This is a genomic window from Streptomyces sp. NPDC020884 (assembly GCF_044333935.1).
GTDB lineage: Bacteria > Actinomycetota > Actinomycetes > Streptomycetales > Streptomycetaceae > Streptomyces.
The window spans coordinates 303178-330142 of record NZ_JBIRRY010000002.1 but is presented as its reverse complement, the minus strand read 5'-3'; the positions used below and the strand labels follow the sequence as shown (position 1 = coordinate 330142).

General features: G+C 71.8%; 18 protein-coding genes. 4 read left to right on the top strand and 14 right to left on the bottom strand.

The window, feature by feature from the left end; all coding sequences use genetic code 11:
- Nucleotides 1-4: 4 nt before the first annotated feature.
- Genes ACH4UK_RS08305 through ACH4UK_RS08295 form a run of 3 tightly spaced genes read left to right on the top strand, consistent with a single transcriptional unit; the run spans nt 5 to nt 6056 of the window.
- Nucleotides 5-3235, top strand: a complete 3231-nt coding sequence (locus ACH4UK_RS08305; protein WP_398355218.1) for a hypothetical protein — start codon at nt 5-7, stop codon at nt 3233-3235.
- Nucleotides 3232-3936 (top strand): DUF4255 domain-containing protein, encoded by a 705-nt coding sequence (locus ACH4UK_RS08300; RefSeq protein WP_398355217.1) that lies wholly within the window; start codon nt 3232-3234, stop codon nt 3934-3936. Before ACH4UK_RS08305 ends, ACH4UK_RS08300 begins: the two co-directional genes overlap by 4 nt.
- On the top strand, nt 3933-6056 hold the full coding sequence (locus ACH4UK_RS08295; protein ID WP_398355215.1) for an ATP-binding protein: 2124 nt from the start codon (nt 3933-3935) through the stop codon (nt 6054-6056). The genes ACH4UK_RS08300 and ACH4UK_RS08295 overlap by 4 nt, the downstream gene beginning before the upstream one ends.
- A 103-nt stretch (nt 6057-6159) precedes the next feature.
- Here ACH4UK_RS08295 and ACH4UK_RS08290 read toward each other — a convergent pair whose 3' ends face one another.
- On the bottom strand, nt 6160-7359 hold the full coding sequence (locus ACH4UK_RS08290) for a S1 family peptidase (RefSeq protein ID WP_398355213.1): 1200 nt from the start codon (nt 7357-7359) through the stop codon (nt 6160-6162).
- Between the two features lie 375 nt (nt 7360-7734).
- The gene (locus ACH4UK_RS08285; RefSeq protein ID WP_398355212.1) at nt 7735-9294 is read right to left on the bottom strand and encodes an ABC transporter substrate-binding protein; all 1560 of its coding nucleotides are present in this window, start codon (nt 9292-9294) and stop codon (nt 7735-7737) included.
- Nucleotides 9295-9705: 411 nt separating this feature from the next.
- On the opposite strand from ACH4UK_RS08285, the gene ACH4UK_RS08280 reads away from it, so the two are divergent.
- On the top strand, nt 9706-10032 hold the full coding sequence (locus tag ACH4UK_RS08280) for a hypothetical protein (protein WP_398355211.1): 327 nt from the start codon (nt 9706-9708) through the stop codon (nt 10030-10032).
- 32 nt (nt 10033-10064) lie between these two features.
- Here ACH4UK_RS08280 and ACH4UK_RS08275 read toward each other — a convergent pair whose 3' ends face one another.
- From ACH4UK_RS08275 to glyA, 12 genes are all read right to left on the bottom strand, one after another.
- Entirely contained in the window at nt 10065-12857 is a 2793-nt protein-coding gene (locus tag ACH4UK_RS08275; protein ID WP_398355210.1) for a LuxR C-terminal-related transcriptional regulator, read from the bottom strand.
- A gap of 353 nt (nt 12858-13210) precedes the next feature.
- Nucleotides 13211-14362, bottom strand: a complete 1152-nt coding sequence (locus ACH4UK_RS08270) for a Gfo/Idh/MocA family protein (protein WP_398355209.1) — start codon at nt 14360-14362, stop codon at nt 13211-13213.
- Nucleotides 14363-14454: 92 nt separating this feature from the next.
- Nucleotides 14455-15135 (bottom strand): ThuA domain-containing protein, encoded by a 681-nt coding sequence (locus ACH4UK_RS08265; protein WP_398355208.1) that lies wholly within the window; start codon nt 15133-15135, stop codon nt 14455-14457.
- 27 nt (nt 15136-15162) lie between these two features.
- Entirely contained in the window at nt 15163-16182 is a 1020-nt protein-coding gene (locus ACH4UK_RS08260) for a hydroxyacid dehydrogenase (protein WP_398355207.1), read from the bottom strand.
- 21 nt (nt 16183-16203) lie between these two features.
- The gene (locus ACH4UK_RS08255; protein WP_398355206.1) at nt 16204-17103 is read right to left on the bottom strand and encodes a carbohydrate ABC transporter permease; all 900 of its coding nucleotides are present in this window, start codon (nt 17101-17103) and stop codon (nt 16204-16206) included.
- Nucleotides 17100-17996 (bottom strand): carbohydrate ABC transporter permease, encoded by an 897-nt coding sequence (locus ACH4UK_RS08250; protein ID WP_398355205.1) that lies wholly within the window; start codon nt 17994-17996, stop codon nt 17100-17102. Before ACH4UK_RS08250 ends, ACH4UK_RS08255 begins: the two co-directional genes overlap by 4 nt.
- Before the next feature lie 105 nt (nt 17997-18101).
- Entirely contained in the window at nt 18102-19406 is a 1305-nt protein-coding gene (locus tag ACH4UK_RS08245) for an ABC transporter substrate-binding protein (RefSeq protein ID WP_398355204.1), read from the bottom strand.
- 114 nt (nt 19407-19520) lie between these two features.
- Nucleotides 19521-20609 carry a substrate-binding domain-containing protein gene (locus ACH4UK_RS08240; protein WP_398355203.1) on the bottom strand — a complete coding sequence of 363 codons (1089 nt, stop codon included), beginning with the start codon at nt 20607-20609 and terminating at the stop codon, nt 19521-19523.
- Between the two features lie 109 nt (nt 20610-20718).
- Nucleotides 20719-22740 (bottom strand): PQQ-binding-like beta-propeller repeat protein, encoded by a 2022-nt coding sequence (locus tag ACH4UK_RS08235; RefSeq protein ID WP_398355202.1) that lies wholly within the window; start codon nt 22738-22740, stop codon nt 20719-20721.
- Nucleotides 22741-22779: 39 nt separating this feature from the next.
- Nucleotides 22780-23589, bottom strand: a complete 810-nt coding sequence (locus ACH4UK_RS08230) for a heparin lyase I family protein (protein ID WP_398355201.1) — start codon at nt 23587-23589, stop codon at nt 22780-22782.
- Between the two features lie 527 nt (nt 23590-24116).
- Complete coding sequence (locus tag ACH4UK_RS08225; protein ID WP_398355200.1) at nt 24117-25502, bottom strand: L-serine ammonia-lyase; 1386 nt, start codon at nt 25500-25502, stop codon at nt 24117-24119.
- Between the two features lie 203 nt (nt 25503-25705).
- Entirely contained in the window at nt 25706-26965 is a 1260-nt protein-coding gene (gene glyA, locus ACH4UK_RS08220; RefSeq protein WP_398355199.1) for a serine hydroxymethyltransferase, read from the bottom strand.

Genomic DNA, 26965 nt, shown 5'->3' with positions numbered 1-26965 from the left:
GGCCGTGACCGGCACTGCTGGCCCGGCAAAGCATTCCCGGCTGGGCCGACTGACCGGTGCGGTGGTGCTGTTGGCGCCGCTGCTGCTGGTCGGCTCGGCCGCCGCCCCGGACGGGGCGGGCGAGGCCGTCGCCGCCGTGGCGGACGCGGATCCGGCCGAGGCGGGGCGCATCGCCTTCGCCGGTACCGAACACCGCAGCCTGGGGCAGGCCAACGAAGCCGACACCAGCGACCCGCTGTTCGGCGACGGCCCCGTCCACTACGACCAGGACCCCTCCGCCCGCGGTGACGTGCTGGTCTTCACCAGCCTGCGCGACAGCGCCCGGCCCCAGGTGTACGTGCGCGGCGCGGACGGTGCGGTGCGCCGGCTCACCACCGACCGGGACGCGGCCCGCCCCGAACTCTCCCCAAACGGACGGACCGTGGTGTTCGACTCCGCGGAGCCCGGACCCGGCGGCACGGTCCAGCGCGACCTGTGGTCGGTCGGCGTCGACGGCTCGGACCTGCGGCGGCTCACCGACACCCCCGACAACGAGGAGTCCCCGACCTGGTCCCCGGACGGCACGAGGATCGCGTACGCCTGCGACGGCATCGCCTCACTGGGGTGGCAGATATTCGAGCGGGCCGTCGCCGGCGGCCCGCAGACCCGGATCAGCGACGGACCGGCCGGCGACGCCACCGAACCCTCCTGGAACCCGGTCGACGACGACGCCCGCCGGGGCCTCGTCGCGTACACCCTCACCACCGACCCCGATCCCGACGTCGACGACGGCACCGAACTGCGCGCCACCCAGGGCATCGGGACCGACCGGCCGCTGCTGGCCGGAGCCCACGCCGCGTGGGGCACCCGCTCGGCCTCCTGGCTGCCCGACGGCGAGGACATCGTCTTCCTCAGCCCCTACCACACCTGCGGCTGCGACGACTTCGACCACGTCTACCGGGTGACCGCCTTCGTGGACGAGCCGCCGGAGCAGCTGGTCAACGAGAACCGCGAGGTGGGACCGCCCACCTGGTTCCCTCCGGCCGGCACCGTCGTCATCCCCCGGATCAGCGCGAAGCCGGTCGAACTCCTGTCGGCGGCATCCGTCGTGACGCTCCAGGACGTCCGGCAGGACGGCTCCGACCCGCGCGACCTGAACCTCACCATCCTCAAGGAGGACCCGGCGGCGCTGACGAACCAGGACCCGGCGGTGGACCCCCTGTTCACCCCGGGTGAGGGGTTCGACCCGTGGACCGAGCGGCAGAACTACACCCCCGGCGGCCGCCGCATCGTCGTCACCCGCTTCGAGGACACCGACGCCGGGCGGATCGAGCGGATCTGGATGGCCGACGCCGACGGCACCCATGAGGCCGTGCTGCCGCTCGCCGGACGCGGCCCCGGCGACCGGGACACCGACCCCACCTTCTCGCCCGACGGGACCAAGATCGCGTTCACCCGGAGCTCGCCCGATGGCGCCGGGGACTTCGCCGGCACCGGCCGGATCCTCATCGCCGACGTCGCCACGGGCGCGATCCTCGACGAGGTCCGGCCGCCCGCGGGCCTGCCGGCGGGCGGCGACGCCCAGCCCACCTGGTCGTCCGACGGCGTCAACCTCGCCTTCACCCGTAACCAGGTCGTCAACGGCAACGCCGGCAACAAGCACATCTGGGTCGTGCCCGTGGCCACCCTGGACCAGCAGCGGGACCTGAGCGCCACCATCTGCCCCGGTGACTGCGACGTCATCGACGACAGCCCCGCGTTCTCGCCGGACGGTCTGAAGGTGGCCTTCAACCGCAAGGACGGCGGCGGCCGGGTCAACCAGCAGGCCGGCGTCCTCATCAAGCCGCTGCGCGGCGGCGGCTGCCGCGTCGTGCTGCCCTCCGTCCAGAAGGACAACCCCGCCGGCTGCGACCTGCCGGTCCCCGACACCACCGTGACCGGCCCCCACCAGCCCCGGGACGTGGCCTGGTCGCCCGACGGCAGCAAGCTCGTCTTCACCTCGCGCCGGGAGCTCGCACCCAACTCCATGGAGCAGCTCTCCGTGCTCGACGTCGCCTCCGGCGACGTGGCCCCCCTCGACAACGCGCACGACGGACGGCAGAAGGAGCCCGCCTACCAGCAGTCGGTCGACCTCTCGCTGACCGCACCGCCCACCGGACCCGCGGTGGAGGTCGGCGCGAGCACCGAGGTGACGATCACCGTCACCAACCAGGGCCCCTCGCCCTCGCCCGGCACCACGTTCACCGTCGACGCCCCGCCCGGCGTACGGCTGGAGGAGCTGACCACCGACGCCGGGACCTGCGCCCCCGGCACGCCCCAGTGCGACCTCGGCGTCGTCCCGCCCGGCACCGACGTGACGCTCACCGCCCGGCTCACCGGAGTGACCACCGGCGACCAGCGCGTCAACTGGTCCGTCACCGGGGCCGTCCTGGACCCCAACCCCACGGACAACGCCACCGGGACGATCGTCCCGGTCCAGGACGTGCCGCCGCCGTCACCGACCCCCACCCCGCCGACGCCGTCCCCGACGACGCCCGCACCGACCCCCACCCCGCCGCCGACGACCACTCCGCCCCCGCCGCCGGCCCCCGCGCCCCCGCCGCCCGCGCCCGAGGCCGGACCCGGCGTCACCGTGCGGGCCCAGCCCAGCCCCGGTTACGTCGGCGGCAAGGTCGTGGTGACGTACACCGTGCGCAACGGCAGGAACGCGCTCGCCACCGGACTCCGGCTGGACCTCGGACTGCCCCGGAACATCCCCGCTGCGCCGCTCCCGGCCGGCTGCGCCGGCGGCAGCTGCGCGCTCCCGGACCTCGCACCCGGCGCGTCCACGGTGCTCAGTGTCGTCCTGTCGCCCGACCGGGCCCTCCGTACGACGATCACCGCCTCGCTCACCACCACCGGCACCGACGCCAACCTCCGTGACAACGTCTCCCGGATCCCGCTGCGCATCCTCCAGCCGCGCATCATCGCGGTGCCCGCCATCGGCAAGCCCGGGTTCGTCACCTCCGTACGGGGCAAGGACTTTCCGCCGGGCGCACCCGTCACCCTCAGCTGGAAGCCCGGGATCACCGCCAGCGCGCCGCCCACCCGGCCGCTGGGCGACGGCACGTTCATCGCCCAGCTCCTCATCCTGGCCAAGGACCAGACCGGGCCGCGCACGATCACCGCGAAGGGCCCCGGGTTCAGCCCGGTGAAGACGCCGTTCCTGGTGGTGCTCGGCACCATCACCCCGCCGGACGAGGTGATCCGCCGATGATCCACGAAGTCGACGAGGGGCTGCGGCTGCTGCTGGTCGAGACCGGTCTGGAGGAGAGCGGCGTCGACCTGGTCTTCGACGCCCCGACGAAGGACTGGTCCGCCCGCCGCAACGCCCCCACCATCAGCGTCTTCCTGCACGGCATCCGCGAGGACGCGGGCAGGCGACGCACCGGTACCGCCGAGACGCACGACGAGGAGGGCGTGGTCACCGGCTGGCGGACCCCGCCCCGCTGGTTCGAGCTGACCTATCTGGTCACCGCCTGGACCAACCGCCCGCAGGACGAACACCGGCTGCTCTCCGAGGTGTTGCGCGCCCTCGTCCGCTCCGACGTGCTGCCCGCCCGGATGCACACCGGCAGCCTCGCCGAACTCGGCCTGACCGTGGAGCTGGAGGCGGCGGGGCCGGGAGCCGGCGGACCGTCCGCCTCCGACGTCTGGTCCGCGCTCGGCGGCGAGCTGAAGGCCGCCATCGACCTGCGGGTCGTCGCCCCCCTCGCCGGTGAACGCAGCGTCGCCGGCCCGCCCGTCACCGAAGGCCTCGTGATGAAGGCAGCACCCCACCTGAACGGCGGCGACGACGAGCCCGGCCGCCGCCTGCGCTACGACGGGGCCACCGACCCCGGCGGGGCGGGCTTCGCCGCGCCCCGTGAACGACGACTGCCGCCCGGCCGGCGCAGGCGGGGGAACGCGACCCGATGACCCTGGCACCACAACCGACCCGCGGGCACGGCCCGCCGACCGATGTCGAGGAGCTCTGGGAGCGGCTCGGCCGCGTCGAACAGCGGGTCCGGGAGGCCGTCGCGGCACGCCGGGCCGTCGACCCGGACCCCGACGACCCCTACCGGGGGCAGTACCTCACCCCCGAGGGGGCCGGGCGGATCCTGGAGACCCGCGACGCGTTCACGCCCGTACCGGCGTACGAGGACGGAGCCCCGCCGGACGCCCCCGCCGGGGGCAGGCTCGGGCAACTGGCCGAGAGCTTCGGCCTGACGCCGCTGGACGTCGAACTCCTGCTGGTCGCCATGGCCCCGGACATCGACACCCGCTTCGAGCGCCTGTACGGCTACCTCAACGACGACCTCACCCGGCGCCGGCCCACCATCGGCCTGGTCCTGGAACTCTGCGGGCTGCCCGCGGCGGGCTCCGGCCGCTTCCGGTTCTCGCCCGCCGCCCCGCTCGTCGCCGGCGGGCTGCTGGAGACCGCGGAGCAGGAACGCCCGCTGCTCTCCCGGACCCTGCGCGTACCGGACCGGGTCACCGCGTATCTCCTCGGCGACGACGAGACCGACAGCCGGCTGCGCGGGCTCGTCCGGGAGGCCGGGCACCCCCAGGAGCCGGACGAGCGGCCGGAGGCGCTGCGGATCGCGGCGGCCCTCGGCACGGGCAGCGGCCTGGTGCACCTGCTCGACCGGGGCGGCGACCCGCGCGGCCTCGCGGTCGAGGCCCTGCACGCTGCGGGCCGCCGCCCGCTGGTCGTCGACGTCACCGCGCTCGCCGCCGCCCCCGAACCGGCCCCGCTCGTACGGGCCCTGGCCACCGAGGCCCGCCTCGGCCGCGCCGGAGTGATCCTCGGCCCGCTCGAGACGCTCGCCCCCGAACGCCCCGAGGGGGCCCGGTTGCTCGGGTCGCTGTGCGCGGCGGTCGGCGGCACACCTCTGATCGCGTACGGGAAGAAGAACTGGGACCCGCTGTGGACCGCGGAGAGCCCGGTCCCCGTCACCCTCAAGCCCCCCGGCCCCGACGCCGCCGCACGGCGGTGGCGGCGCGCGCTCGCCGACGCGGGCCGCTCGGTCGGCCTGTCCGCCGAGCACGCGGCCGCCGACGACGCCCTCATCGAGGCGTCCGCCGCCTACCGGCTCGACGCCGACCAGCTGCGCCGGGCCGCGACCGTCGCGTCCCGACTGGCCGTGCTCGGGCAGCGGCCGGTGACCCCGGAGGACCTGCGGGCGGCGGTCCGCGCCCAGAACGGCGCGGGTCTGGAGCGGCTCGCCCGCCGCATCGAGCCCGCGGTCGGCTGGGACGACCTGGTGCTGCCCCCGGCGCCCCGCACCCAACTGGCCGAACTCGCCCTGCGCGCCCGCCACCGCGAGACGGTGCTCGGGCAGTGGCGGATGCGGCCGGGCGGCGGCCGGGGGAGGGGCGTCATCGCCCTGTTCGCAGGGGAGTCGGGCACCGGCAAGACGATGTCCGCCGAGGTGCTCGCCGCCGAACTGGGCATGGAGCTCTACGTCGTGGACCTGTCCACGGTGGTGGACAAGTACATCGGGGAGACCGAGAAGAACCTGGAGCGCATCTTCGTCGAGGCGTCCGACGTGAACGGCATCCTCCTGTTCGACGAGGCCGACGCGATCTTCGGAAAGCGGTCCCAGGTCAAGGACGCGCACGACAAGCACGCCAACGTGGAGTCGGCCTACCTCCTCCAGCGCATGGAGTCCTTCGACGGCATCGCCGTGCTCACCACCAACCTGCGGGCCAACCTCGACGAGGCCTTCACCCGCCGCCTCGATGTGATCGCCGAGTTCCCGATGCCCGACGCCCGGCAGCGGCTGGCTCTGTGGGACCGCTGCCTGGGCCCGGCGATCCCGCGCGACACCGCGCTCGACCTGGAGTTCTGCGCGGACCGCTTCGAGCTGGCCGGCGGATCGATCCGGGCCTGCGCGGTGACCGCCGCCTACCTCGCGGCGGAGTCGGGGACGCCGCTGGAGATGGACCAGCTCGTCACGGCGGTGCTCCAGGAGTACCGCAAGCTCGGACGGCTGGTGCTGGAGAGCGAGTTCGGTCCATGGCTGGCGAAGGAGCGGGCGCGCGCCGGGCGGTAGGGGCCCGCGGCCGACCGCACGCGGAACGCCCGGTTCGGTGGGAAGCGGCCGGGGGCGCTCACGGTCTCGCGCGCGCCCCCGGCCGGTCCTGTCACCGATGTGCTCAGTTGGTGTTGAGCGTCAGCCCGTAGTAGCGCAGGGCGTCGTCGAGCGGCTGGAAGTAGGAGGAGCCGCGTGAGTTGACCCCGCCGGTGCACTGCTGGTTGCTCGGGCCGCCGGAGGTCATGCCCTGGGCCTGGTTCCCGGAGATGTACGCGCCGCCGCTGTCGCCGCCCTCGACGCAGACGCTGGAGGTCGCCAGGCCGCTGACGACCGTGTCCGGGCCGCCGTTGCGGTCGGTGTAGGTGACGGTGTTGTTGTAGGAGCCGATGGAGCCGCAGGTCCAGCCGGTGGTGGCGCCGGACTTGCAGACCGAGGCGCCGGACGGGGAGCGGCTGCCGCCCCGGACGGCGACCGGGCTGCCGTTCCCCCAGGTGCCGACGCCGGTGGTGATCGAGTGGCCGGAGTTGACGGTCAGGATGCCCATGTCGACGCTGCGGGTGCCGAGCGCGTAGCGGGTCCGGTAGCCCTGGGCGAAGGCCGCCCCGTCGTAGCGCAGGGTGTTCGTGACGCAGTGCCCGGCGGTCACCAGGTACTGCCTGCCGGAGCTGTCACGGGCGCCGTAGCCGACGGAACACCACTGGGTGGTGTTGTTGAACGTCATCTTGCTGCCGGGGTAGATCGCGGCCTTGGCCTCGAGCTTCTCCTGGCCCCGCACGATCCGGACGGCGGAGCCGTGCCGGGCGGCCTGGGCGAGGAAGGCCCTGGCGGCGGCTCCCCGGTCGCTGTTGACCTTGACGGTCACCTGGTCGGAGGCCAGGTCCACGGACCAGGCGACCACCCCGGAGGGAACCTCCTCGGCGGCGGCGCGGTCCAGCTCGGCCTTGATTCTGTCGAGCGCGGCCTGGCCTCTGGAGGGCACCCGGGCATCGAGGCCGGCCTTCTCGATCCTGGCCTCCTCGGTCGTGTCACCGGCGTTGACGGTCAGTCTGCCGGAGGCGTCGAAGAAGGCCCCGTCGCCGGATATGCCGCGCTTGCGCAGGTCGGCGAGCTTGGCCTGCTGGGCGTCCTGCCGGTCCAGCCGGTCCACTGCGGCCTGCTCGCTCACTCCGAGCGAAGCGGCCAACGCCTGGACCATCTCGGGCTGGTAGCGGGGGACGGACGTCACGTCCTGTGCCTGCGCCAGGGTCGGGGTTCCCAGGATCGCGGAGGCCGAGAGCAGGACGCCTGCGGCGGCAAGACAGTACTTACGGGAGTTGCGCACGCTGATTCCTTCCGGATGACGGCCAGAACCCGAAATGGGGGGTGGGTCGCCGGAGCGCGAAAAAGCGCACCGGCTCGGTGTGGGTCCTGTCCGCCGACGAGTTCGGGCTCGCCGTGGGCCGAACTATTGCGCAGCGACCGAAAGGACTTCAAGACGTGTGCGCCGAAATGTTTTCCCAACAGCTGCGGTGAGATCCCTGGTGATGGAGCAAAACCTTTTGGGACGTCAATCCGCACGCTGTTGGCGCACGTCGGACGGGAAAACCGGAATTCGCCGTAATACCGGGCGGGCCGATTCACGGATACGTGGAAAACCTCGAATTCGCGCGGGGGCCTCCCGTACGGCGGCCGGTGGGGCGACGGGCCGCCCGGAGTCTCAGAGCCGGCGGAGTTCCCACAGGCGCCAGACGGCGTCCTCGGCGAGGCGATGCCCGCCCAGGACGGTGGAGCGCGTCACCACTTGGCGCTGCCGGTGCCAGACGGGGATCAGCGGAGCATCCTTCGCCACGGTGTCCTGGACCGCCCGGAACCGCTGCATGGCCTTGCGGCGGTCGGTGAACCGCTGGGTGTCCCTGATGGCGTGGTCGAGCTCGGCCGAGGTGTAGCCGTTGCCCAGGACGTTGCCGGTCCCCACCAGGGGCTGGACGAAGGTGTCCGCGTCGGGGAAGTCGGGCACCCACTGGTAGAGGTGGGCGTCGAACTCGCCGTTCAGAGAGCGTTTCTGGTACGTGGTGAAGTCGCGCTCCTCGAGCAGCTCGACCCGGAACAGGCCGTCCCTCTCGAGCTGTTCCTTCAGGGCGCGCGCCTCGACGGCGGCGATGCCGCTCTGGTGGCCGAGCCTGATGCGCACCGGGGTGGTGACGCCGGCGGACCGCAGGCGTCGGGCCGCGTACGCGGGATCCACCTCCGGGTAGCGGTCGAAGAACGCCGTGCTGTGTCCGGCGACGCCCTGCGGGACCAGTGAGTACAGCGGCGTCACCGTGTGCTTGAACACCTCGTTCGCCAGGGGGCCGCGGTCGATGAGTGCGGCGACGGCTCTGCGGGCCTCGACGTTGCCCAGGGGCTTCCGCGGGGAGCGCAGGTTCAGCACGAGGTAGTGGGCCTCGGCGCTGTCCCCGGCGGAGATGCGCACGTCCGGGGCGCTGGGGTCGATCTCGGCGAGGGTGGCGGCCGGAAGTCCCGCGTAGGCGACGTCGACCGTTCCGGCGTTCCAGGCCTTCTCGACGTTCTGCGATGTCTCGAAGTAGCGGAGTTCGACCGCGACCCCCCGCCTGGTCACGGCGCCGCTGTACGCGGGGTTCGGTTCCAGGGTGATGGACTTCCCGGCCGTGTAGGACGCGATGACGTAGGGCCCCGAACCCGAGGCGCTCTTCTCGCCCCGCAGCCGGTTCGGCGGGAACTCCGCCGGGTCGACGATGGACCCCGCCCCGGTGGCGATCTTCGACGGCCAGGTGGCGTCCGCGGTCGCGAGGTGGAACGTCACGAGAGAGCCCCGGGCGTCCACGGAGAGGAGGTTCGCGAACAGCGGGCCCGGCCCCAGCGGATCCCGAATGCGCAGAACACGGTCGAACGACTGCTTCACCGCGTTCGCGGTGAGCGGGTTCCCGTTGGAGAACGTGAGGTCACCACGGAGTTCGCATTGATACGTGGTGAGTGCGGGGCCGGTGAATGCGCAGGACTCGGCCGCGTCGGGTTTCGGGGTGGGCGACCCCGGCTCGAAGGCGAGCAGGTTCTGATAGATATTGTTGAAAACGGCCCAGGATCCGGCGTCGTACACTCCGGCGGGGTCCAGTCCTGCCAGAACACTGGACGTTCCGATGACGATGGGCTTTTCGTTCGCGGTCTCGGCCGGAGGTAACCGGCAGCCACTGGTGAACAGAAGCGCGAAAGATCCTGCCGCGATTCCGAGGCGGATGAATTTCATGGAGGTGCTCATGCTTCCCTTGATCATGGGCATGGCGGTGCGGTGCGTCGGTGAGGGGAACCTAGTCACCGAGCGTGCGCCTTTTTATCCGTAGGCGGGAATCACGGATACGGCGTCGTGCGCACCGCCCGGATCGTCTCGGTGCGGGTCCCGCCGGGCCCGGGGCGGTGCACGCGCGGCCCGCCCGCCGTCGCGGTGGCCGGCCGGTCCGGATGTGCGGCGAGTGAGGCCGCGCTCGCCGGTGGTCGGTCGAGATACGTATAGGTGATCGGGTCATTCCGGATATTGAGGACCGGGTGCGCCTCGTACGTTGGGGTGACCTGTCAGCGGTGGATCCGACGCGAGGCAGCCCTGCACACCGGCGCGCATCCGTCGCAGCCCGCGCCGGTAGGGCAGGAACCGCGACACCAAGGAGATGGCGTCATGACCGAGCTCTACTTCCAGGTCCATGTCCCCACCAGGAACTCCCTACAGCCGGAGCGCTGTGGCCTGCACGTTTTCACCGGGTCCGCCGAAACCGAGTCGGAAGCCCTCCGCATCGCCCGGGAGGCGTGCGACGCGGCGGTCGCCGCCCAGAAAGCGGGCTTCGCCCTCCCACGCCGGCGCCCGGACGGCTGGGGGGCGCGCGGGGTGCGCTCGGGCTGGGTGTTCGACTGGACGGCCGCGACCGTCGCCGTCTGGGAGCACGACAGAACCTTCTGGGCCGGCCGGTCCCCGCTGCCGCTGCGGGACGGCGGCCCCGGCAGCTGACGGCTACCCGGACGGTTCCTCGGCCGTCGCCCTCACGGAGTCGGGCCGCCCAGCCGGTGGGCGAGGTCGCGGCGGGAGAGCGCGCCGGTCTTGCGCATGGCGCCGGCGATGTGCTGCTCCACGGTCCGCGGGGAGAGATGCAGGGTCGCGGCGATCTCCCGGTTGGTCAGACCGGAGGACGCGAGCTGGGCGACCTCCGCCTCCCGGGGGGACAGCTGGTCGGAGTGCGACGGGCGGCCGGGCGGACGGCCCTTCTTCGCCGGCTGCCGGGTGCGCAGCAGGGCTCTGGCCCGCGTCGCATCCCACAGGGCGCCCAGATCGGTGAAGTGCTGGGCGCAGGACTCCAGTTCGGTGATCGCCGAGCTGGTGGAGGCGGGGTCGGACGCCGGGGCCGTCGGGGCGGCGGACTCCTCGCTCGCCGCGACCGGGCCGGAGTGTCCCGCGGTCTCCGCCGCGAGCACGCAGCGGACGGCGCCCTCCGCGGTCAGCGCCTCGCTGTAGGGACGGGGAAGCGCCGCGTAGGCCGCCGAGGCCTCCCGGTAGGACTCCGCGGCCGCCAGCAGACCGCTCGGCCGCTCCTGGGCCAGCGCCTCGGTCTCGGCGAGTACGGCCCGGCTCCACACCAGCGCGGCCCTGGCGGCGGGCGCGTCCCCTTCTCCCAGGCCCTGGGAGAAATCCCGGACGACGGCGTGCGCCGCGGTCGTGTCGCCCGCTCGCGCCAGGGCCTCCACGGCCCACGGCGCGAGTTCCGCCGCCCACGGCCATACGCCCTTGTCGGCCACCACCGTCCAGGCCGCACGCGCTTGTTCCGCCGCGGCTGTCACTTCCTGACGGGCCAGGGTCAGACGGATCACCGCGCCGGCCGCTGTCGCCCCCAGGGGCACCGGCAGGTTCTCCGTCCCGAAGGTCCCCCGCTGGGACAACCAGGATCTCGCCTCTCCCCAGTCCCCCTGGGCGACGGCGAGCAGGCCGCGCACGACGTAGGCGTCGGAGGCGATGAACGGCATGTCCGCGGTGGCGGTGATGAAGTCCTCGCACCGCCCGGCCAGGCCCAGCCACTGGCCGGTCCACCACTCCCGCAGCAGCCGCGTCCCCGACGCGCTGTGCTCCGTATAGGGCGCTCCGCTCCGCGCGGCCAGCTCGCGCCCTTCCGCCAGCAGGCTGTCCACCCGCTCGTAGAAGCCGAGCCAGACCGCGGAGTCCGCGGCGTTGCACAGCCCGCGTGCCGCCTGCCGGGCGCAGGCGGGGTCCGTGCTCTGCACCGGCAGCCGCTTCAGCAGCTCCCACGCCTCGGGGTCGGCCCAGCTCATGGCGAGTCCGACATGGTTGGCCAGGACCGCCGTACGCATGGCTTCGTCTCCGCTGTCGTCCGCGGCGGCCGCGGCCTTGATCAGCCACTCCTGGTGGACGGCGAGGGAAGGGCCCGGCCAGTAGGGGGTGACCAGCGCGGCCATGGCGCGGGCGGCCAGGACGGACCGGACCTCGCGCAGTTCGGCGGCGGCGATCTCCAGAACCTGCCAGCCCTCGGCGAACCGTCCCATCTGGTTGGACAGCATCAGCCCCAGGTCGAGCCGCAGCTCGCCGCGTACGGCCGGGGGCAGGTCCGCGTCCTGCACGATCTGCGCGAGCACCTCCACGGTCTGGTCCGAGCGCAGTCCGGTCACCGCGTTGCGGGCCAGCAGCGGCGCCAGCCGGGCCCGTGCCTGCGGAGGGATGCCGGGTGTGGCGAGCGTCTGTTCCAGGAGGGTGATCGCCTGCTGGTGCCGGCCGGACGCCGCCGCCGACCGGGCCGCCTTCTCCACCGCCCTGAGCCAGCCGCGGCCCTCGCCGGCCGCCCGGTGGTGCCCGGCCACGGCGGCCCAGGCCACGGGCTGTCTGCGGCTGAGCACGGTGGCCGCCCGGCGGTGCAGATCCTGGCGTACGGGGCCGGGCACGGTGGCGCGTACGGCCGACGCGGCCAGTGGGACGGCGAAGCCGTAGCGCCCTTCGCCCAGCTCCGCCAGGGCCGCGCTCTCCAGGGCCCGCAGCAGTGCGCTGCCTCCCGGTACGGCCTCGAGCCCCGACACCGCGATCAGCTCGTCACGGGCGGCGCTTCCGTCGAGGACGGCGGCCGCCCAGACCAACGGCCGGTGGGCCGGGGACAGCGCGTGCGTACGGCCCAGCACCAGCTCCGCCAGCCGGGTCGGCACACCGGCCGCGTCCACCTCGGCCGCCGTGCCGGTGAAGGCCGGCCGCTGTTCCCGCAGGACGGCCAGCAGATCGACGACCACCCGGGGCACGCCACCGGTGCGTTCGTGCAGCGTCCGCACGGCCTCGGCCGTACAGCTCTCGCCCAGTACCCCGGCGGCCGCCCGGCGGACGCGTTCCTCGTCCCAGGGCGCCAGCCGGTCCGTGCGCACCGTCAGCCGGAAGGGATAGGCCATCGCCGCACCGCCCAGCGGCAGACCGGGAACGGGGAGTTCCTCGGGGCGGTAGGTCACCGCGGCCGCCGAACCCGGCTCCAGCCCCTCCAGCGTCCGCCGCAGCCGCCGCAGCTCGTCCTCGTCCGCGCGGTGGACGTCGTCCACCAACAGCAGGATCGGCCCCCGCGGGGGCTCGTCCTGTTCCTTCTGCCCGTCGCCGGCTCCGCACCGCCACCACAGGCGGACGACATCCGGCGTCTGCGGCAGGCCCGCCAGCTCCTGCAGCAGATGGCTCTTTCCCAGGCCGGCGGAGCCCTCGACGAACAGCAGCACCGGTTCGGCGTGCTGGTCGGCGAAGGCCCGTGCGAGGGACCGCAGGGCAGAACCGCACGTCGCGATCACGTCGCCACCCTCGCTCTTCATCTTCCCTATTCTCGGTGAACGGCAACGGACCGCACCTCTTCACGGGCAGTCGCCCGCGGTCACCTCCCGTGCACGCCTCCGTCCGCACGCCTCCGTCCGCACGCCCACGTCCGCGCGTGCCCGGACGTGCGGAAGATCCATCGGCGCTACGGCGTGCAGCGGAGCACGCCGGCCGACTGCTGCACAGCAGGGCGCAGTGCCCTTCCGGCTGGGACCCGGAAGGGCGACGCGCGCAGGTTCCTTCCGCAAGCCCGGTCACGGCCGCCCGAAGCTATGCCGTCCCGCGCTCCGCCGACATTCGGGGAGGCGGAATCACGGATACCCGATCAAAGGGAACGAGGAGGAGGCCCAGGTCAGAGCGTCAGCTCGGGCACGTCCAGGCGGCGGCCCCCGCGTGCCGAGAGCAGGCCGAGCTCGGCGAGCTGGACGCCCTTGGCGCCTTCCAGGAGGTCCCAGGGGTAGGCCGAGCCGGTCACCACGTGCTTGAGGAACAGCTCCCACTGCGCCTTGAAGCCGTTGTCGAACACGGCGTTGTCCGGCACCTGCTGCCACTGGGAGCGGAACGGCTCGGTCACCGGCAGGTCGGGATTCCATACCGGCTTGGGGGTCGCGGTGCGGTGCTGGACCCGGCAGTCGCGCAGCCCGGCGACGGCGCTGCCCTCGGTGCCGTCGACCTGGAACTCGACCAGCTCGTCCCGGTCGACACGGACCGTCCAGGAGGAGTTGAGCTGGGCGGTGATGCCGCCCTCCAGGTCGAAGATGGCGTAGGCGGCGTCGTCGGCGGTGGCCCGGTAGGGGCGGCCCCGCTCGTCGACGCGCTGCGGTAGGTGGGTGGCGGTGTGCGCGTACACCGAGCGGACCGGGGCGATGATGCTGTCCAGCACGTACCGCCAGTGCGGGAACATGTCGAGGATCATGCCGCCGCCGTCCTCGGCGCGGTAGTTCCAGGACGGGCGCTGGGCCTCCTGCCAGTCGCCCTCGAACACCCAGTAGCCGAACTCGCCGCGTACGGAGAGGATCCGGCCGAAGAAGCCGCTGTCCACCAGGCGCTTGAGCTTGAGCAGGCCGGGCAGGAACAGCTTGTCCTGGACGGCGCCGTTGGCCACCCCGGCCGCGCGGGCCAGACGTGCCAGCTCCAGCGCCGCGTCGAGCGATTCGGCGGTGGGCTTCTCGGTGTAGACGTGCTTGCCCGCGGCGATGGCTGCCTTGAGCGCCTGCTCGCGCGCCCGGGTCACCTGGGCGTCGAAGTAGATCTCGGCGATCGGGTCGGCCAGCGCCTCGTCGAGGGAGGTGGTCCAGCGGGTGAGGCCGTGGCGGTCGGCGAGCTCCTCGATCCTGTGCGCGTTGCGGCCGACCAGGATCGGTTCCGGCCACAGCACCTCGCCGCCGTCCAGGGCGAGTCCGCCCTGCTCGCGGATGGCCAGGATCGAGCGCACCAGGTGCTGGCGGTAGCCCATCCGGCCGGTCACGCCGTTCATCACGATGCCGATGGTCCTGCGGGTCATGGAGGGGGTCCTTTCCTTGTGGCCGCGCTCCCCAGAGGTGGGGAAAGCGCTTGCTCCCGATCAGGGGGCGACGCGGGATCCGGCTCGGCGGATCAGCCCGCCGAGCCCGCCGCCCAGCGCAGGCCGCCCAACAGGTGGCGGCGGAAGGCCGGGTCGGTGTAGGCGTCGGCCGCGTGGCCGAGCGCCGTGTAGAAGGAGCGGCCCGCGCCGGACTCCTGGCACCAGACCAGGGGGTGATCGGCGCCCATGCCGCCTCCCTCGTAACCGGTCTCGTCGACGGTGGCGAGGACCCGCACGCCGGGGCGGCGCGGGGCGGCCCGGAAGTCGTACCATTCGTCGGTCCACTCCCAGCGCGGCGGGAGGTGGCGCGTCGCCGGATGGTCCGGGTCCTCGACCAGCACGGTGCCTGGCTGGACGTCGGGGTGGCCGGCGAAGCGCGCACCGAGCAGTTCGCCGTAGTACGGCCAGGCGTATTCGGTGCACGCGGCGGAGTGGATGCCCAGGAAGCCGCCGCCTGCGGTGGTCCAGCGCTGGAGGGCCGCCCGTCCCTCGTGGGTGAGGACATCGCCGCTCGTGGACAGGAAGACGACCGCGCCGCGTCCCGCGAGGGAGGCGTCGGTGAAGACCGCGGGGTCCTCGGAGGTCTCCACCGTGAAGCCCGCGTCCTCGCCCAGTTCGCGCAGGGCGGCGCGCGCGGCGGGGATCGAGTCGTGCCGGTAGCCCGTCGTGCGGGTGTAGACGAGGACGTCCGGCAGACGGCTGGTCGGGGACATGGGCGAACTCCCTTTCTCCGGCGCGGATCAGGCCGAGGTGGTCAGGGCGGCGCGGGTCACCGGATGGGCGAACTCCCGCCCGGCGCAGTAGCGTTCGACCTCGTCCAGGGCGCTGCGGGTGATGCGCTGGAGTTCGCCGCCGAGCGATCCCGCGATATGCGGGGTCAGCAGGACGTTCGGCAGCGAGTACAGCGGCGACGCCGCCGGCAGCACCTCGGGCTCGGTGACGTCCAGGACCGCGTGGATCCGTCCCGACAACGCCTCGGCGGTGAGGGCCTCGGTGTCTATGAGCGAGCCCCGGCCGGTGTTGACGAGGGTGGCGCCGTCGCGCAGGAGCGCCAGTCTGCGGGCGTCGAGCAGGTGGTGGGTCTCGGGCAGGGCGGGGGCGTGCAGCGAGACGACGTCGCAGAGGGCCAGCATCTCGTCGAGCTCCACGAGCCGGGCCCCCAGCGAACGCGCCGTCGCCTCGTCGAGGTGGGGATCGCTCAGCAGGACGTCGAAGTCGTGGGGGCGCAGCAGTTCCAGCACTCTGCGGCCCACGAGGGACGCACCCACCAGGCCCACCGTCCTGCGGTAGTTGCCGAAGCCGGGGTAGTGGGCCGCCCAGTCCAGGACGTCGCGGTGTTCGCGGTAGAGCCCGCCGATCTCCCGTACGCGCTTGTTGGCGAAGAGGATGGCGGCGAGCGTGTACTCGGCGACGGGTACGGCGTTGGCGGCGGCCGCGGTGGAGACGAGCAGACCCCGGTCCCAACAGGCCTCCGTCACATGGTGTTTGACGCTGCCCGCCGCGTGCACGACTGCCTTCAGCGCGGGCATCCGGTCCAGGACGGCGCGGTCGAGCGGCGGGCAGCCCCAGGAGGTGATCAGGATCTCGACGGCCGCCAGGCCCGGGACCCGGCCGAAGTCCTCGGCGAGGACCCGCGGGTCGATGTCGACGTGGCGGGTCAGCTCGTCGGTCACGGCCGGCGGGAAGAGGGCGTCGCGGTGCCGGCGGCCCATGGCGAACAGGGCGCGCGGGCGGGCGGGCACGGGAGGCACGGGGGTCATGGGAATCCTCGGGGAGATGGCCTACTTGACGGCGCCGGCGGTCATGCCGGACTTCCAGAACCGCTGGAGCATCAGGAAGAGGACGACCAGGGGGACCACGGACACCAGCGATCCGACGATCGCCAGGAGGTAGTCCTGCGGGTGCCCCTGGGAGAGGGCGGAGGAGTACCAGACGTACAGACCGAGGTTGACCGGGAAGAGATCCTCGTCGGACAGCATCACCAGGGGCAGGAAGAAGCTGTTCCAGATCTGGGTGAACTGGAAGAGGAAGATGGTCACGAAGCCGGGCGCGATCATGGGCAGGGCGATCCGGCAGAAGGTCCGGAACTCGCCTGCCCCGTCCATCCGGGCCGCTTCGAGGACCTCGCCGGGGACGTAGGACGCGCTGAAGACCCGGGCCAGATACACCCCGAACGGGAACACCAGCCCGGGGATGAACACCCCCCAGAAGCTGTTCACCAGTCCGAGCTCGGCCGCGATCAGATACAGCGGGATCGCCATCGCGGTCCCCGGCACCATCACGCCGAGCAGGACGAGGGAGAATATCCGCTCCTTGCCGGGGAAGCTCAGTTTGTCGAACGCGTACCCGGCGGCCACGCTGAACACCGTGGCCAGCAGCGCGCCGACACCGGCGTACAGGACCGTGTTGAGCAGCCAGCGCAGGAAGATGCCGTTGTCGGCCTCGAACAGGTACCGCAGGTTGTCGACGAGCGCGAACTCCTCGCCCGGGGCGAAGCCGTTCGTGGCGAAGAGATCCTGACGGCTCTTGGTCGACGACAGGACCAGCCAGAGCATCGGCAGGAGCGTGTAGAGGGCGGCGAGGCCCAGCATCGCGGTCACGCCGGCCTTGGACAGCAGGACCGAGGGACGCTTCCCCGGGCCGCGCGGGGCCGGGGCGGGGCGTGTCGTGGGCTGGGTCACGGCTTGCTCCTGCTGCGCGAAAGACGGGTGACGAGGAAGGACAGGGCCGCGGCGAACACCGCGATGAGCAGCGAGGCGGCGGCCGCGAGGCCGAAGTTGTTGTGGGTGAAGGCGGCGGTCTGGACGAACATGTTGGGCGTCCAGCTGCTGCCGATCGAGCTGGAGGCGCTGTAGATGACCTTCGGCTCCGTGAAGAGCTGGACCGATCCGATCACGGTGAACAGCACGGCGAGGGCGATGGCCGGGCGGATCATCGGCACCTTGATGGACAGGGCGGTGCGGATGCCGCCTGCGCCGTCGATCTTCGCCGCGTCGAGGGTCTCGCCCGGCACCGCCTGGAGTGCGGCGTAGAAGATGACCATGTTGTAGCCGATCCACTCCCAGACGGCGATGTTCGCCGCGGAGAACACCGCGTTGTCCGCCGACAGGAAGTCGATGTCGAGGCCGCCGGAGGCGAGGAAGTCGGTCACCGGGCTCAGCCCCGGCGTGTACAGGTAGACCCAGATGAGCGCCGCGATGAGACCGGGCACCGCGTGCGGGAGGAACAGGGCCAGCTGGAAGAAGGCCCGTGCCTTGGCCAGCGCCGTGTCCAGCAGCAGGGCGAGCACGAGTGCGCCGCCGATCATCACCGGGATGTAGATGGCGACGTACGCGGCGATGGTGACGAATCCGCTGCGGAAGGCGGGGTCCGACAACGCCTGGACGTAGTTGTCCACTCCGGCGAAGACGTCCTCCGCGCCGCCGAAGCCGAGGCCGGACGTGCGGGTGGTGAACAGGCTCATCCAGCCCGCGTAGACCAGCGGGGCGATGGTGACGGCGGTGAAGAGAACGAAGAACGGTGCCAGAAGCAGCGCGGCGGTTCGGCGCTGGGCGCGGGCTGACGGGCTTGTCATACCGGGCCTTTCTCGAGGAGAGCGGGAAGGTGCGGGGGGCGGGCCGATGCCGGCCTCGCCGGGTGGGGCGGACATCGGCTCACCTGTGGTTCGCGTCCGGGCCCCTTACGGGGCGACCTTCATCCCGCGGCGTTCCATGTCCTTGACCGTGGCGCCCTGGGCGTCGGCGAAGACGTCGATGAGCCGGGTCCTGCCGTCGGCGACCTGGGGGAGCCGGTCGACGATCGCGGTGTTCGTGGTTCCCATGACGGGGCCCCATGTCCAGCCGGGCCGGACCGCCCGGTAGGACTCACTGCCCACGGCGTAGACGTCCTGGCCGCCGAAGTAGTCGGTGGGGAAGGCGGCCTTGGTGACCGGCACGAGCCGGGGGTCGGCGGGGAACATGCTGCTGGTGCCGGTGGAGACCCACGCCTTCATGCCCTCGGGGTCGGTGGTGATCCACTTGATGAACTCGGCGGCGGCCGCGCTGTTCTTGGCGCCCTTGGGGATGACGAAGGAGGAGCCGCCGTACATGGCGGACGCCGGCTTGCCGTCCCAGGTGGGGACCGGGGCGACCGACCACTTGCCCTTCTGGTCGGCGACGGTGGCCTGCTGGGCTCCGGCGCACCAGCTGGCGCAGACGTAGGCGACGGTCCGGTTCTGCTGGACGCTCGTCCAGAACGGGTCCAGCGAGCTCAGCGAGTGGACGAGGTCCTGGCGGGCGAGGCCGCCCCAGTAGTCGGCGACCTTCCGGGAGGGCGCGTCGGTCAGCGACACCTTCCAGGCGTCCTTCTCCGTGTCGAACCACCGCGATCCGGCCTGCTGGGCGAGGGCGGTCAGCAGGCCCGGGTTGTCGGTGTACAGGACTCCGCCGCGGGCCTTGGGGTCCGCCTTCTTCACCTGAGCGGTCATGTCCCGGTACGCGTCCCAGGTCGTGGGGACGTCGATGTCGTGGGTCTTGAAGAAGTCGTTCCGGTAGAACATCATCAGCGGCGCGGCGTCGCGGGGAACGCCCCAGGTCTCACCGCCCAGCTCGACCAACTCCCGTGTCGGCTCCGGGAAATGGTCCTTGACCAGCGGCCCGAGCCGGTCGCCCAGGCCTTCCAGCTTGCCCTGCGTGGCGAACTCGGGCAGCTGGGCGAACTCGGCCACCGCGACATCCGGGACCGTTCCGGCCTTCACGGCGTTGGTGAGCTTGGAGTAGTACTCCTGGCCCGAGGGCACCGCCTCGAAGTTCACCTCGATGTCCGGGTGGGACCGGTTGAAGGCCTCCGCCACCTCGTCGGAGCCCTTGACGAAGGACCAGAAGGTGACCTTCCCCGTGCCCTTCTCCGCCGCGGGTTTCCCGCTGTCCGCGTCCCCACATCCCGTGGCGAGCAGGCCGAGGGCCGCGACGGTACAGACCAGCGCTGTCAGACGTCTACGAATCATGATGTGCCACCGATCGTTTACTGGGGTGTCACCGCAATCATTCGTTACGTACGACAGTCAGTCAATGCATTCGCTTTCGGTTTTTTGGAAACGAAGCCATACGGTATTAAGTGATCAGGCAGTTCCCCGGCGCACGGCCCCGCAGGACGCGCGGACCCGCAGTTCCGGGCGGAGCAGGATCTCGGCGAGCGGGGTGGAGGGGTCGGACAATCTGCGGACCGCCAGGTCAAGGGCCCAGGCCCCGACCGTCTGCTTGGGGGGAGCCACCGCGGTGAGGGGCACCTTGCTCATCTCGGCGACCTCGTCGTCGTAGGTGACCAGGGCCAGATCCTCCGGCACCCGCAGCCCTCGTGCTTCGAGGATGCCCACGAGAGCGATGGCATCGATGTCGTTGTGCACCAGAGCCGCCCGGACCTCACCGGCCTCCACGGCCCGGACGACCTCGTCGAAGCGCCGGTCGGCCTGGCTGGGGTCCCCGGCGGTGACGACGCGGTACTCCGGGCCCGGCCGCAGCCCGAGCGTCTCCACGGCCTCGGCGTACCCGGCGCTGAGCAGGGCCGTGTTGGGGCTCTCGACCCGGGCCACCAGGGCCACCCGGTCATGTCCCAGGCCCGCGAGATGATGGACCGCCAGGGCCGCGCCGTAGGCGTGGTCGGAGGTCACCTGCTCCAACCGGCCGGCCCTGATCCCCGCCCTGCGCTCCACCAGGACGGCCGGCACCTCCAGGGTGCTCAGCCACTGCTCGGTCTCGTCCACCGGGCGCAGACCCGGGTGCAGCATCAACAACACGCTGTCGATCCCACCGGCCATGAGTTGGCGGACCTGCTCCTGGTGCTCCGCGAGCGACTCCCCGGAGACGGCGAGCACGACGCGGACGCCGCGTGCGCGGGCCGCGTTCTGGACGCCGCGGATCACCTCCGCGTAGTAGTAGCCGCCCGGCGGCACCACCAGGCCGACCGCGTAGTTCCCGGCGGTGGGCGGCGGAGCGGGGACCGGGGCCTCGGCCGGCCCGGGACCGGCCGGGGCCAGGGCCTTGGCCCCGCCGTGCACCCGGGTCAGCAGACCCCGGCCGGCCAACTCCCGCACGTCCTGCCGCAAGGTGACGGCGGAAACGCCCATCTCCTCCGCCAGAGCCGTGACGGTGATCGCCCCCCGGAGCTCCACCGCCCGCAGGATCGCTTCCCGGCGCTCGTCAGCCAACACCTTCGTCCCCTCTCGGTAGCGAGTGAGCTGGATTTCACTCGACAACCGAAAGATATCAATCAAAGGTCAGCATCGGCCGGGAACGATGGATCTTCCGATCGGCCCCGGTTCAGCGCGGGGGCCGGTCGTCGATCGCGACGAGGTGGTGTCCGCGGAGCGTGTAGAGCAGCCCGTCGTACACGTTGAGATGGGGACCGCTGTACCAGGCGCCGTCGATCCCGGCGACGACCGTGCTGACGGCGAACGTCTTCGGGTGGAAGCGGAAGAGCGTGGTGTCCGAGACCCCGTAGACCGCGCCCCGGTTGGTGACCAGGGCGGCGAAGCCCTTGCTGACCGCACCGACGTCAGCGGTGTGCACCACCTTCCGGGTCCGCACGTCGACGACGAACAGACCGCCCTTCGTGGTGAGTCCGTAGAGGTTCCGGCCCTGCACCGCCAGCGCCGCCACGCCCGCCGCCTGCTCCGTATCGACCCGCCAGCGCTCCTCGCCGTCGACGGGATCGACGGCGACGACGGTGGCGCGCGGCCCCTCCTTCGCCGTGTTGTCGCCGCCCAGATAGGCGATGCCGTCGCGGTTGGCCACGGCCCTCACATGCTGGACGTCGTCGATCGGATTGACGTAGGAGGCCGACTTCCGGGTCTTCGGGCAGTACGTCCACAGCGCGCCGCCGCCCTCGGTGTCGGACTGCACGCCGACGAGGAGCAGCTTGTTGTCCGGATCCCACGAGGTGTCCAGCGGGCGGTTCTGCTCGTTGGGGAACTTCGCGGCCTGCTGCGGCTGCTGCCGCCGGGAGGGGTCGTACCGCCAGATGCCCTGCGAGTTGTACTGGCCGGTGTACAGGACGCCCTCGAGCACTTCGGCGTCCTTGGCCTCGCCGGGCGCCCGCAGGTTGACGACCTCGCCGGTCCTCAGATCGCGCCGGGAGATGGCGCCGTTGCCGCCGAGATAGACGTACCCGCGGCCGGCGGCGATCCCCATGCCCGCCTGCGGACCCGCCTTCGCGCCCGCTCCGTGCAGGTCGGTGACCACCGACGTACGGGCCGCCACATCGATCTCGGCGACGAAGCCGTAGCCCGAGACGACCGTCAGCCTGCCGTCGTTGTGGTCCACCCCCCAGATCTCACCGAGATCCGGTCCGGTGAACTCCACGGGGGAGATCGTCCCCTCCGCCTTCGTGTAGGCCTCCACACCCGACTCGGAGGCGAAGTAGATCCGCTCGGCGTCGGCGGCGAACGACTTGATGACCGCGCCCCCGGTCTCGACCACGGTGTACGAGGAGAGGTCGTCCAGGTCCATCACGGCGAGCTTCGCGGGATCGACCGCGCCCGAGGTGCCGACGATCAGCTTTCCGTCCAGGACGGCGAGTTCCCGCAGGCTGGGGTCCTTCTCCATCTCCTTGGGCACGATCGAGGTGAACGCGCGGCTCTGCCGGTCGTAGGCGAACAGGGACGCCTTGCTCGCGCCGCTCCCGCCGGACAGCACGCTGCCCGCCCCGAAGAAGACGGTGGTGTCGGTGGCCGCGACCGCCCTGGCCAGGGTCGCCTTCGGGTCGGGGGCGCCCAGATCGGTCACGGCGCCGCTGGCGGGGTCGTACTGCCACAGCACGGGGGGCTTCGCCGGGACGCCGCCCACGGCGAAGACCGTCCCGTCGGGGGCGACCGAGAGATCGCGGATGTCCCGGTCCCCGGTCCTGCCGACGGCCACGGCGGGGGTTTCGGGGGTCCGCAGGTCCCACCGGAAGAGGTTCGGCTTGCCCTGGTCGGCCTTCACCAGGAGCCCGATGTAGAGATACCGGCCGGTGGGGTCGGCGGCGAGCGCCTGGATGGAGGGCTCGGGCCCCGCGTCGAGGGTGGTCACGGACACCACCTCGCGGCTCGGCAGATGGAACCCGATCACGCTGGAGGGGTTCATGTTGCGCGACCCGATGTACACGGTGTCACCGACCAACACCCCGCTCATCAGCGAGAACTGGACCAGGCCGGGGCCCAGGTCCGTCACCGTCGCCGGGGGCTCGGCACCGGGCGCCGCACCGGCCTGCGCGGCGAGAACGGAACCCGCGGCCGTGGCCAGCCCGAGCGCGCCGCCGGCCTGGAGCAGTCGGCGCCTGCTCAGGGAAGGGGAGTCGGTCATCTGTACTCCTGGAGAGTGTCGGGTTTCGCGGGTGGGGGGTCAGGAGAGGTCCGACACGCGGATGTCGTCGTGCTGGACGATCCGCGTGGGCACGTCGCCGTTCTCGATCGACTGCGAGGGGCGGTAGAGCCCCCACTTGATGTAGCCGTGCTCGGCCGGGTTCTCCGGCTGGTAGGTGCGCACGTCCTCGTAGGAGACGGCGTGCTGGTAGTCGGACTGCCCCGGAAGCCGCACGAAGACCTTGAAGTAGCCCGTCCCGTCGCTGGTCCAGCGCGCGTCCACGCGGAAGCTCAGCCACTTGTTCACGTACGGCCGGAGGTCCTCCACGACCGTCGACTGGCGGTCCAGGTGCGGTGACCGGAAGGCGATCGCGTTGCGCTGCGCCATCAGGTAGAACGCCGGCGGATTGTCACCCGCGTGCTTGCCCTGGAAGACGATGTCGCCCGCTTCGCTGTCTCCCGGCGCGTACGCCTTCCAGTCCTTGAGCAGCACGCTGAACTCGTAGCGCTGCTCGTCACCCACGTCGAAGCGCCCCGACGGAACCAGGTCCGTCGCGCTCTCGCTGCGCGGCGCTCCGTTGGACTCGTAGCCCGGGTCGCCGAGCGTCACCTTGTGCTGAACCGCGTACGAGCCCTCGTGCGCGGTCCGCACGACGCCGGAGGCGTCCGGGGCCGTCGCGTGCGAGGTGCTCAGGCCTTCCACGCCTGAGTTCAGGGTTCCGCTCTCGTAGCCCACGTGCAGCTTCTCGGTGGAGCCCGCCGCCGCGGTGGAACCGACGACCGCCACCGCGACGGGGACCAGCAGCGCCCCCGCGCAGAGGGCGATCGACATCTTGTGAACCTTGCGCATGTCACTCCTCGACGTCATGAGGCAGGAGACGGGGCACCGGATGCCCCGTTAGATGCCATTTCCCGCACGATCCCCTGATGTGGCCGAAACCCAAGTGATCAAACGGCATCACTCGAGGTCACATGAGAGGGATTCGCGCCGCCTGCATGCTGACACGGTTCCGAACGAAAGCGGAAGACCGGGGACAAGAATGGGCACAAGGCAAGGTGGGGTGGCGGAGCAGCCGTGGTTTCGCAGCTCGATGGGGCCTCGCATGGGGGGAACCGATGGCTCCGCTCGCCTTCAATGCGATGTCGTTCGAAGAATATCGATACGTGTTGGCGAGAAAGTGGTGCGCGGTCGGGGGGACCCCGGTCGGGGGGAACCTGCCGCACCCGCGTCTGGTCAGGGAGACGTCACCGGACCGCGCAGGGCCTCGCGCACCGGTCCCAGGGAGATTCCCGGGACTCCTCGCTGCGGGGAGAAGGGCAGGCCCTGACCGTGCGCGCGGTGCTAAGGCACCGCGCGCACGGTCAGGGCCTGGGCGCCTAGCACTCGATGATGTTCACCGCGAGCCCGCCCCGGGCCGTCTCCTTGTACTTCACGCTCATGTCGGCCCCGGTCTCCTTCATGGTCTTGATGACCTTGTCGAGGGAGACCTTGTGGCTGCCGTCGCCCCGCAGCGCCATCCGCGCCGCGGTGACCGCCTTCACCGCCGCCATGCCGTTGCGCTCGATGCAGGGGATCTGGACGAGGCCGCCGACCGGGTCGCACGTCAGGCCCAGGTTGTGCTCCATGCCGATCTCGGCGGCGTTCTCCACCTGCTCGGGGGAGCCGCCCAGGACCTCGGCCAGGGCTCCGGCCGCCATCGAGCAGGCCGAGCCGACCTCGCCCTGGCAGCCGACCTCGGCGCCGGAGATCGAGGCGTTCTCCTTGAAGAGCAGGCCGATCGCGCCCGCCGCGAGCAGGAAGCGGACGACGCTGTCCTCCTTCTCCGCCTCGGTGCAGCCGCCGGCCGCGAAGTTCATGTAGTAGTGCAGGACGGCCGGGATGATGCCGGCCGCGCCGTTGGTGGGAGCGGTGACCACGCGCCCGCCCGCCGCGTTCTCCTCGTTGACCGCCATCGCGTAGAGGGTGATCCACTCCATCGCGTGGGCCTGCGGGTCGCCTTCGGCGCGCAGCTGGCGGGCCGAGTTCGCGGCGCGGCGGCGGACCTTGAGGCCGCCGGGGAGGATGCCCTCGCGGGACATGCCGCGCGAGACGCAGGCCTGCATGACGCGCCAGATGTCCAGCAGGCCGGAGCGGATCTCGGCCTCGGTGCGCCAGGCCAGCTCGTTCTCCAGCATCATCGAGGAGATGGAGAGGCCGGTCTCGCGGGACAGCCGCAGCAGCTCGTCGCCGGTGCGGAACGGGTGCCGCAGCGCCGTGTCGTCCGGGACGATCGGGTTCTCGCCGGCCACCGCGTCCTCGTCCACGACGAAGCCGCCGCCGACCGAGTAGTACGTCTTCTGCAGCACCGGAGCGCCCTCGGTGTCGTACGCGAGGATCGTCATCCCGTTGGCGTGGTACGGGAGCGCCTTGCGGCGGTGCAGGATCAGGTCCTCGTCGAAGGCGAAGGCGATCTCGTGCATGCCCAGCAGGTTGAGCCGGCCGCCGGAGCGGATCTCCTCCACCCGGGCGTCGGCCGACTCCACGTCCACGGTCTGCGGCGACTCGCCCTCCAGGCCGAGCAGGACCGCCTTGGGCGTGCCGTGCCCGTGGCCGGTCGCGCCGAGGGAGCCGTACAGCTCGGCCCGTATCGAGACGGTGTGCGCGAGCAGACCCTCGTTCTTCAGGCGGCGCGCGAACATCCGGGCGGCGCGCATCGGGCCCACCGTGTGGGAGCTGGACGGGCCGATGCCGACCGAGAAGAGGTCGAAGACCGAGATGGCCACGGGAGTACTCCTTGGGGTTGGAAGACGCCGTTGTCTGCCTGGGTGGTGCGGGAACGGGCCGGTGGTGCGGAACGGGCCGGGATGGGGCCCGCGGGGCAAGCAGGGACAAAGGGTGGAGCAGGGGACACGGTTCGGGGCACCGCGCTCACTCTGTTCAGTGTGCGCGGTGCCCCGCCCGAACGTGCAGAACCGCAGGCCAGGTGTTACTTCAGGCCGGGGTACAGCGGGAACTTGTCGGCCAGCGCGACCACGCGGGCCTTGAGGTCGTCCGCGTCGTAGGACGGCTTGAGGGCGGCGGCGATGATCTCCGCGACCTCGGTGAAGTCCTCGGTGCCGAAGCCGCGGGTGGCCAGCGCCGGGGTGCCGATCCGCAGGCCCGAGGTGACCATCGGGGGACGCGGGTCGTTCGGGATGGCGTTCCGGTTGACCGTGATGCCCAGCTCGTGGAGCCGGTCCTCGGCCTGCTGGCCGTCCAGCTCGGAGTTGCGCAGGTCGACCAGGACCAGGTGCACGTCGGTGCCGCCGGAGAGGACGGAGACGCCCACCTCGGTGACGTCCGGCTGGACCAGGCGCTCGGCCAGGATCCGCGCGCCGTCCAGGGTGCGCTGCTGGCGCTCCTTGAACTCCTCGCCCGCCGCGATCTTGAACGAGACGGCCTTGGCCGCGATCACGTGCTCCAGCGGGCCGCCCTGCTGACCCGGGAAGACCGCGGAGTTGATCTTCTTGGCGAGCTCCTGGGTGGAGAGGATCACGCCGCCGCGCGGACCGCCGAGGGTCTTGTGCGTGGTGGTGGTGACGACATGGGCGTGCGGCACCGGGTTGGGGTGCAGACCGGCCGCGACCAGGCCCGCGAAGTGCGCCATGTCGACCATCAGATACGCGCCGACCTCGTCCGCGATCCGGCGGAAGGCGGCGAAGTCCAGCTGGCGCGGGTAGGCGGACCAGCCGGCCACGATCAGCTTCGGCTGGGACTCCTTGGCGAGGCGCTCGACCTCCTCCATGTCCACGACGCCGCTCTCGTCGACGTGGTAGGGGACCACGTTGTAGAGCTTGCCGGAGAAGTTGATCTTCATGCCGTGGGTCAGGTGACCGCCGTGGGCCAGGTTCAGGCCCATGATCGTGTCGCCCGGCTTGAGCAGCGCGAACATCGCGGCGGCGTTCGCCTGCGCGCCGGAGTGCGGCTGGACGTTCGCGGCCTCGGCGCCGAACAGGGCCTTGATCCGGTCGATCGCGATCTGCTCGACGACGTCGACGTGCTCACAGCCGCCGTAGTAGCGGCGGCCGGGGTAGCCCTCGGCGTACTTGTTGGTGAGGACGGAGCCCTGCGCCTCCATGACCGCGACCGGAGCGAAGTTCTCCGAGGCGATCATTTCGAGGGTGGACTGCTGACGGTGGAGCTCGGCGTCGACGGCGGCGGCGACGTCCGGGTCCAGCTCGTGGAGGGAGGAGTTCAGAAGCGACAT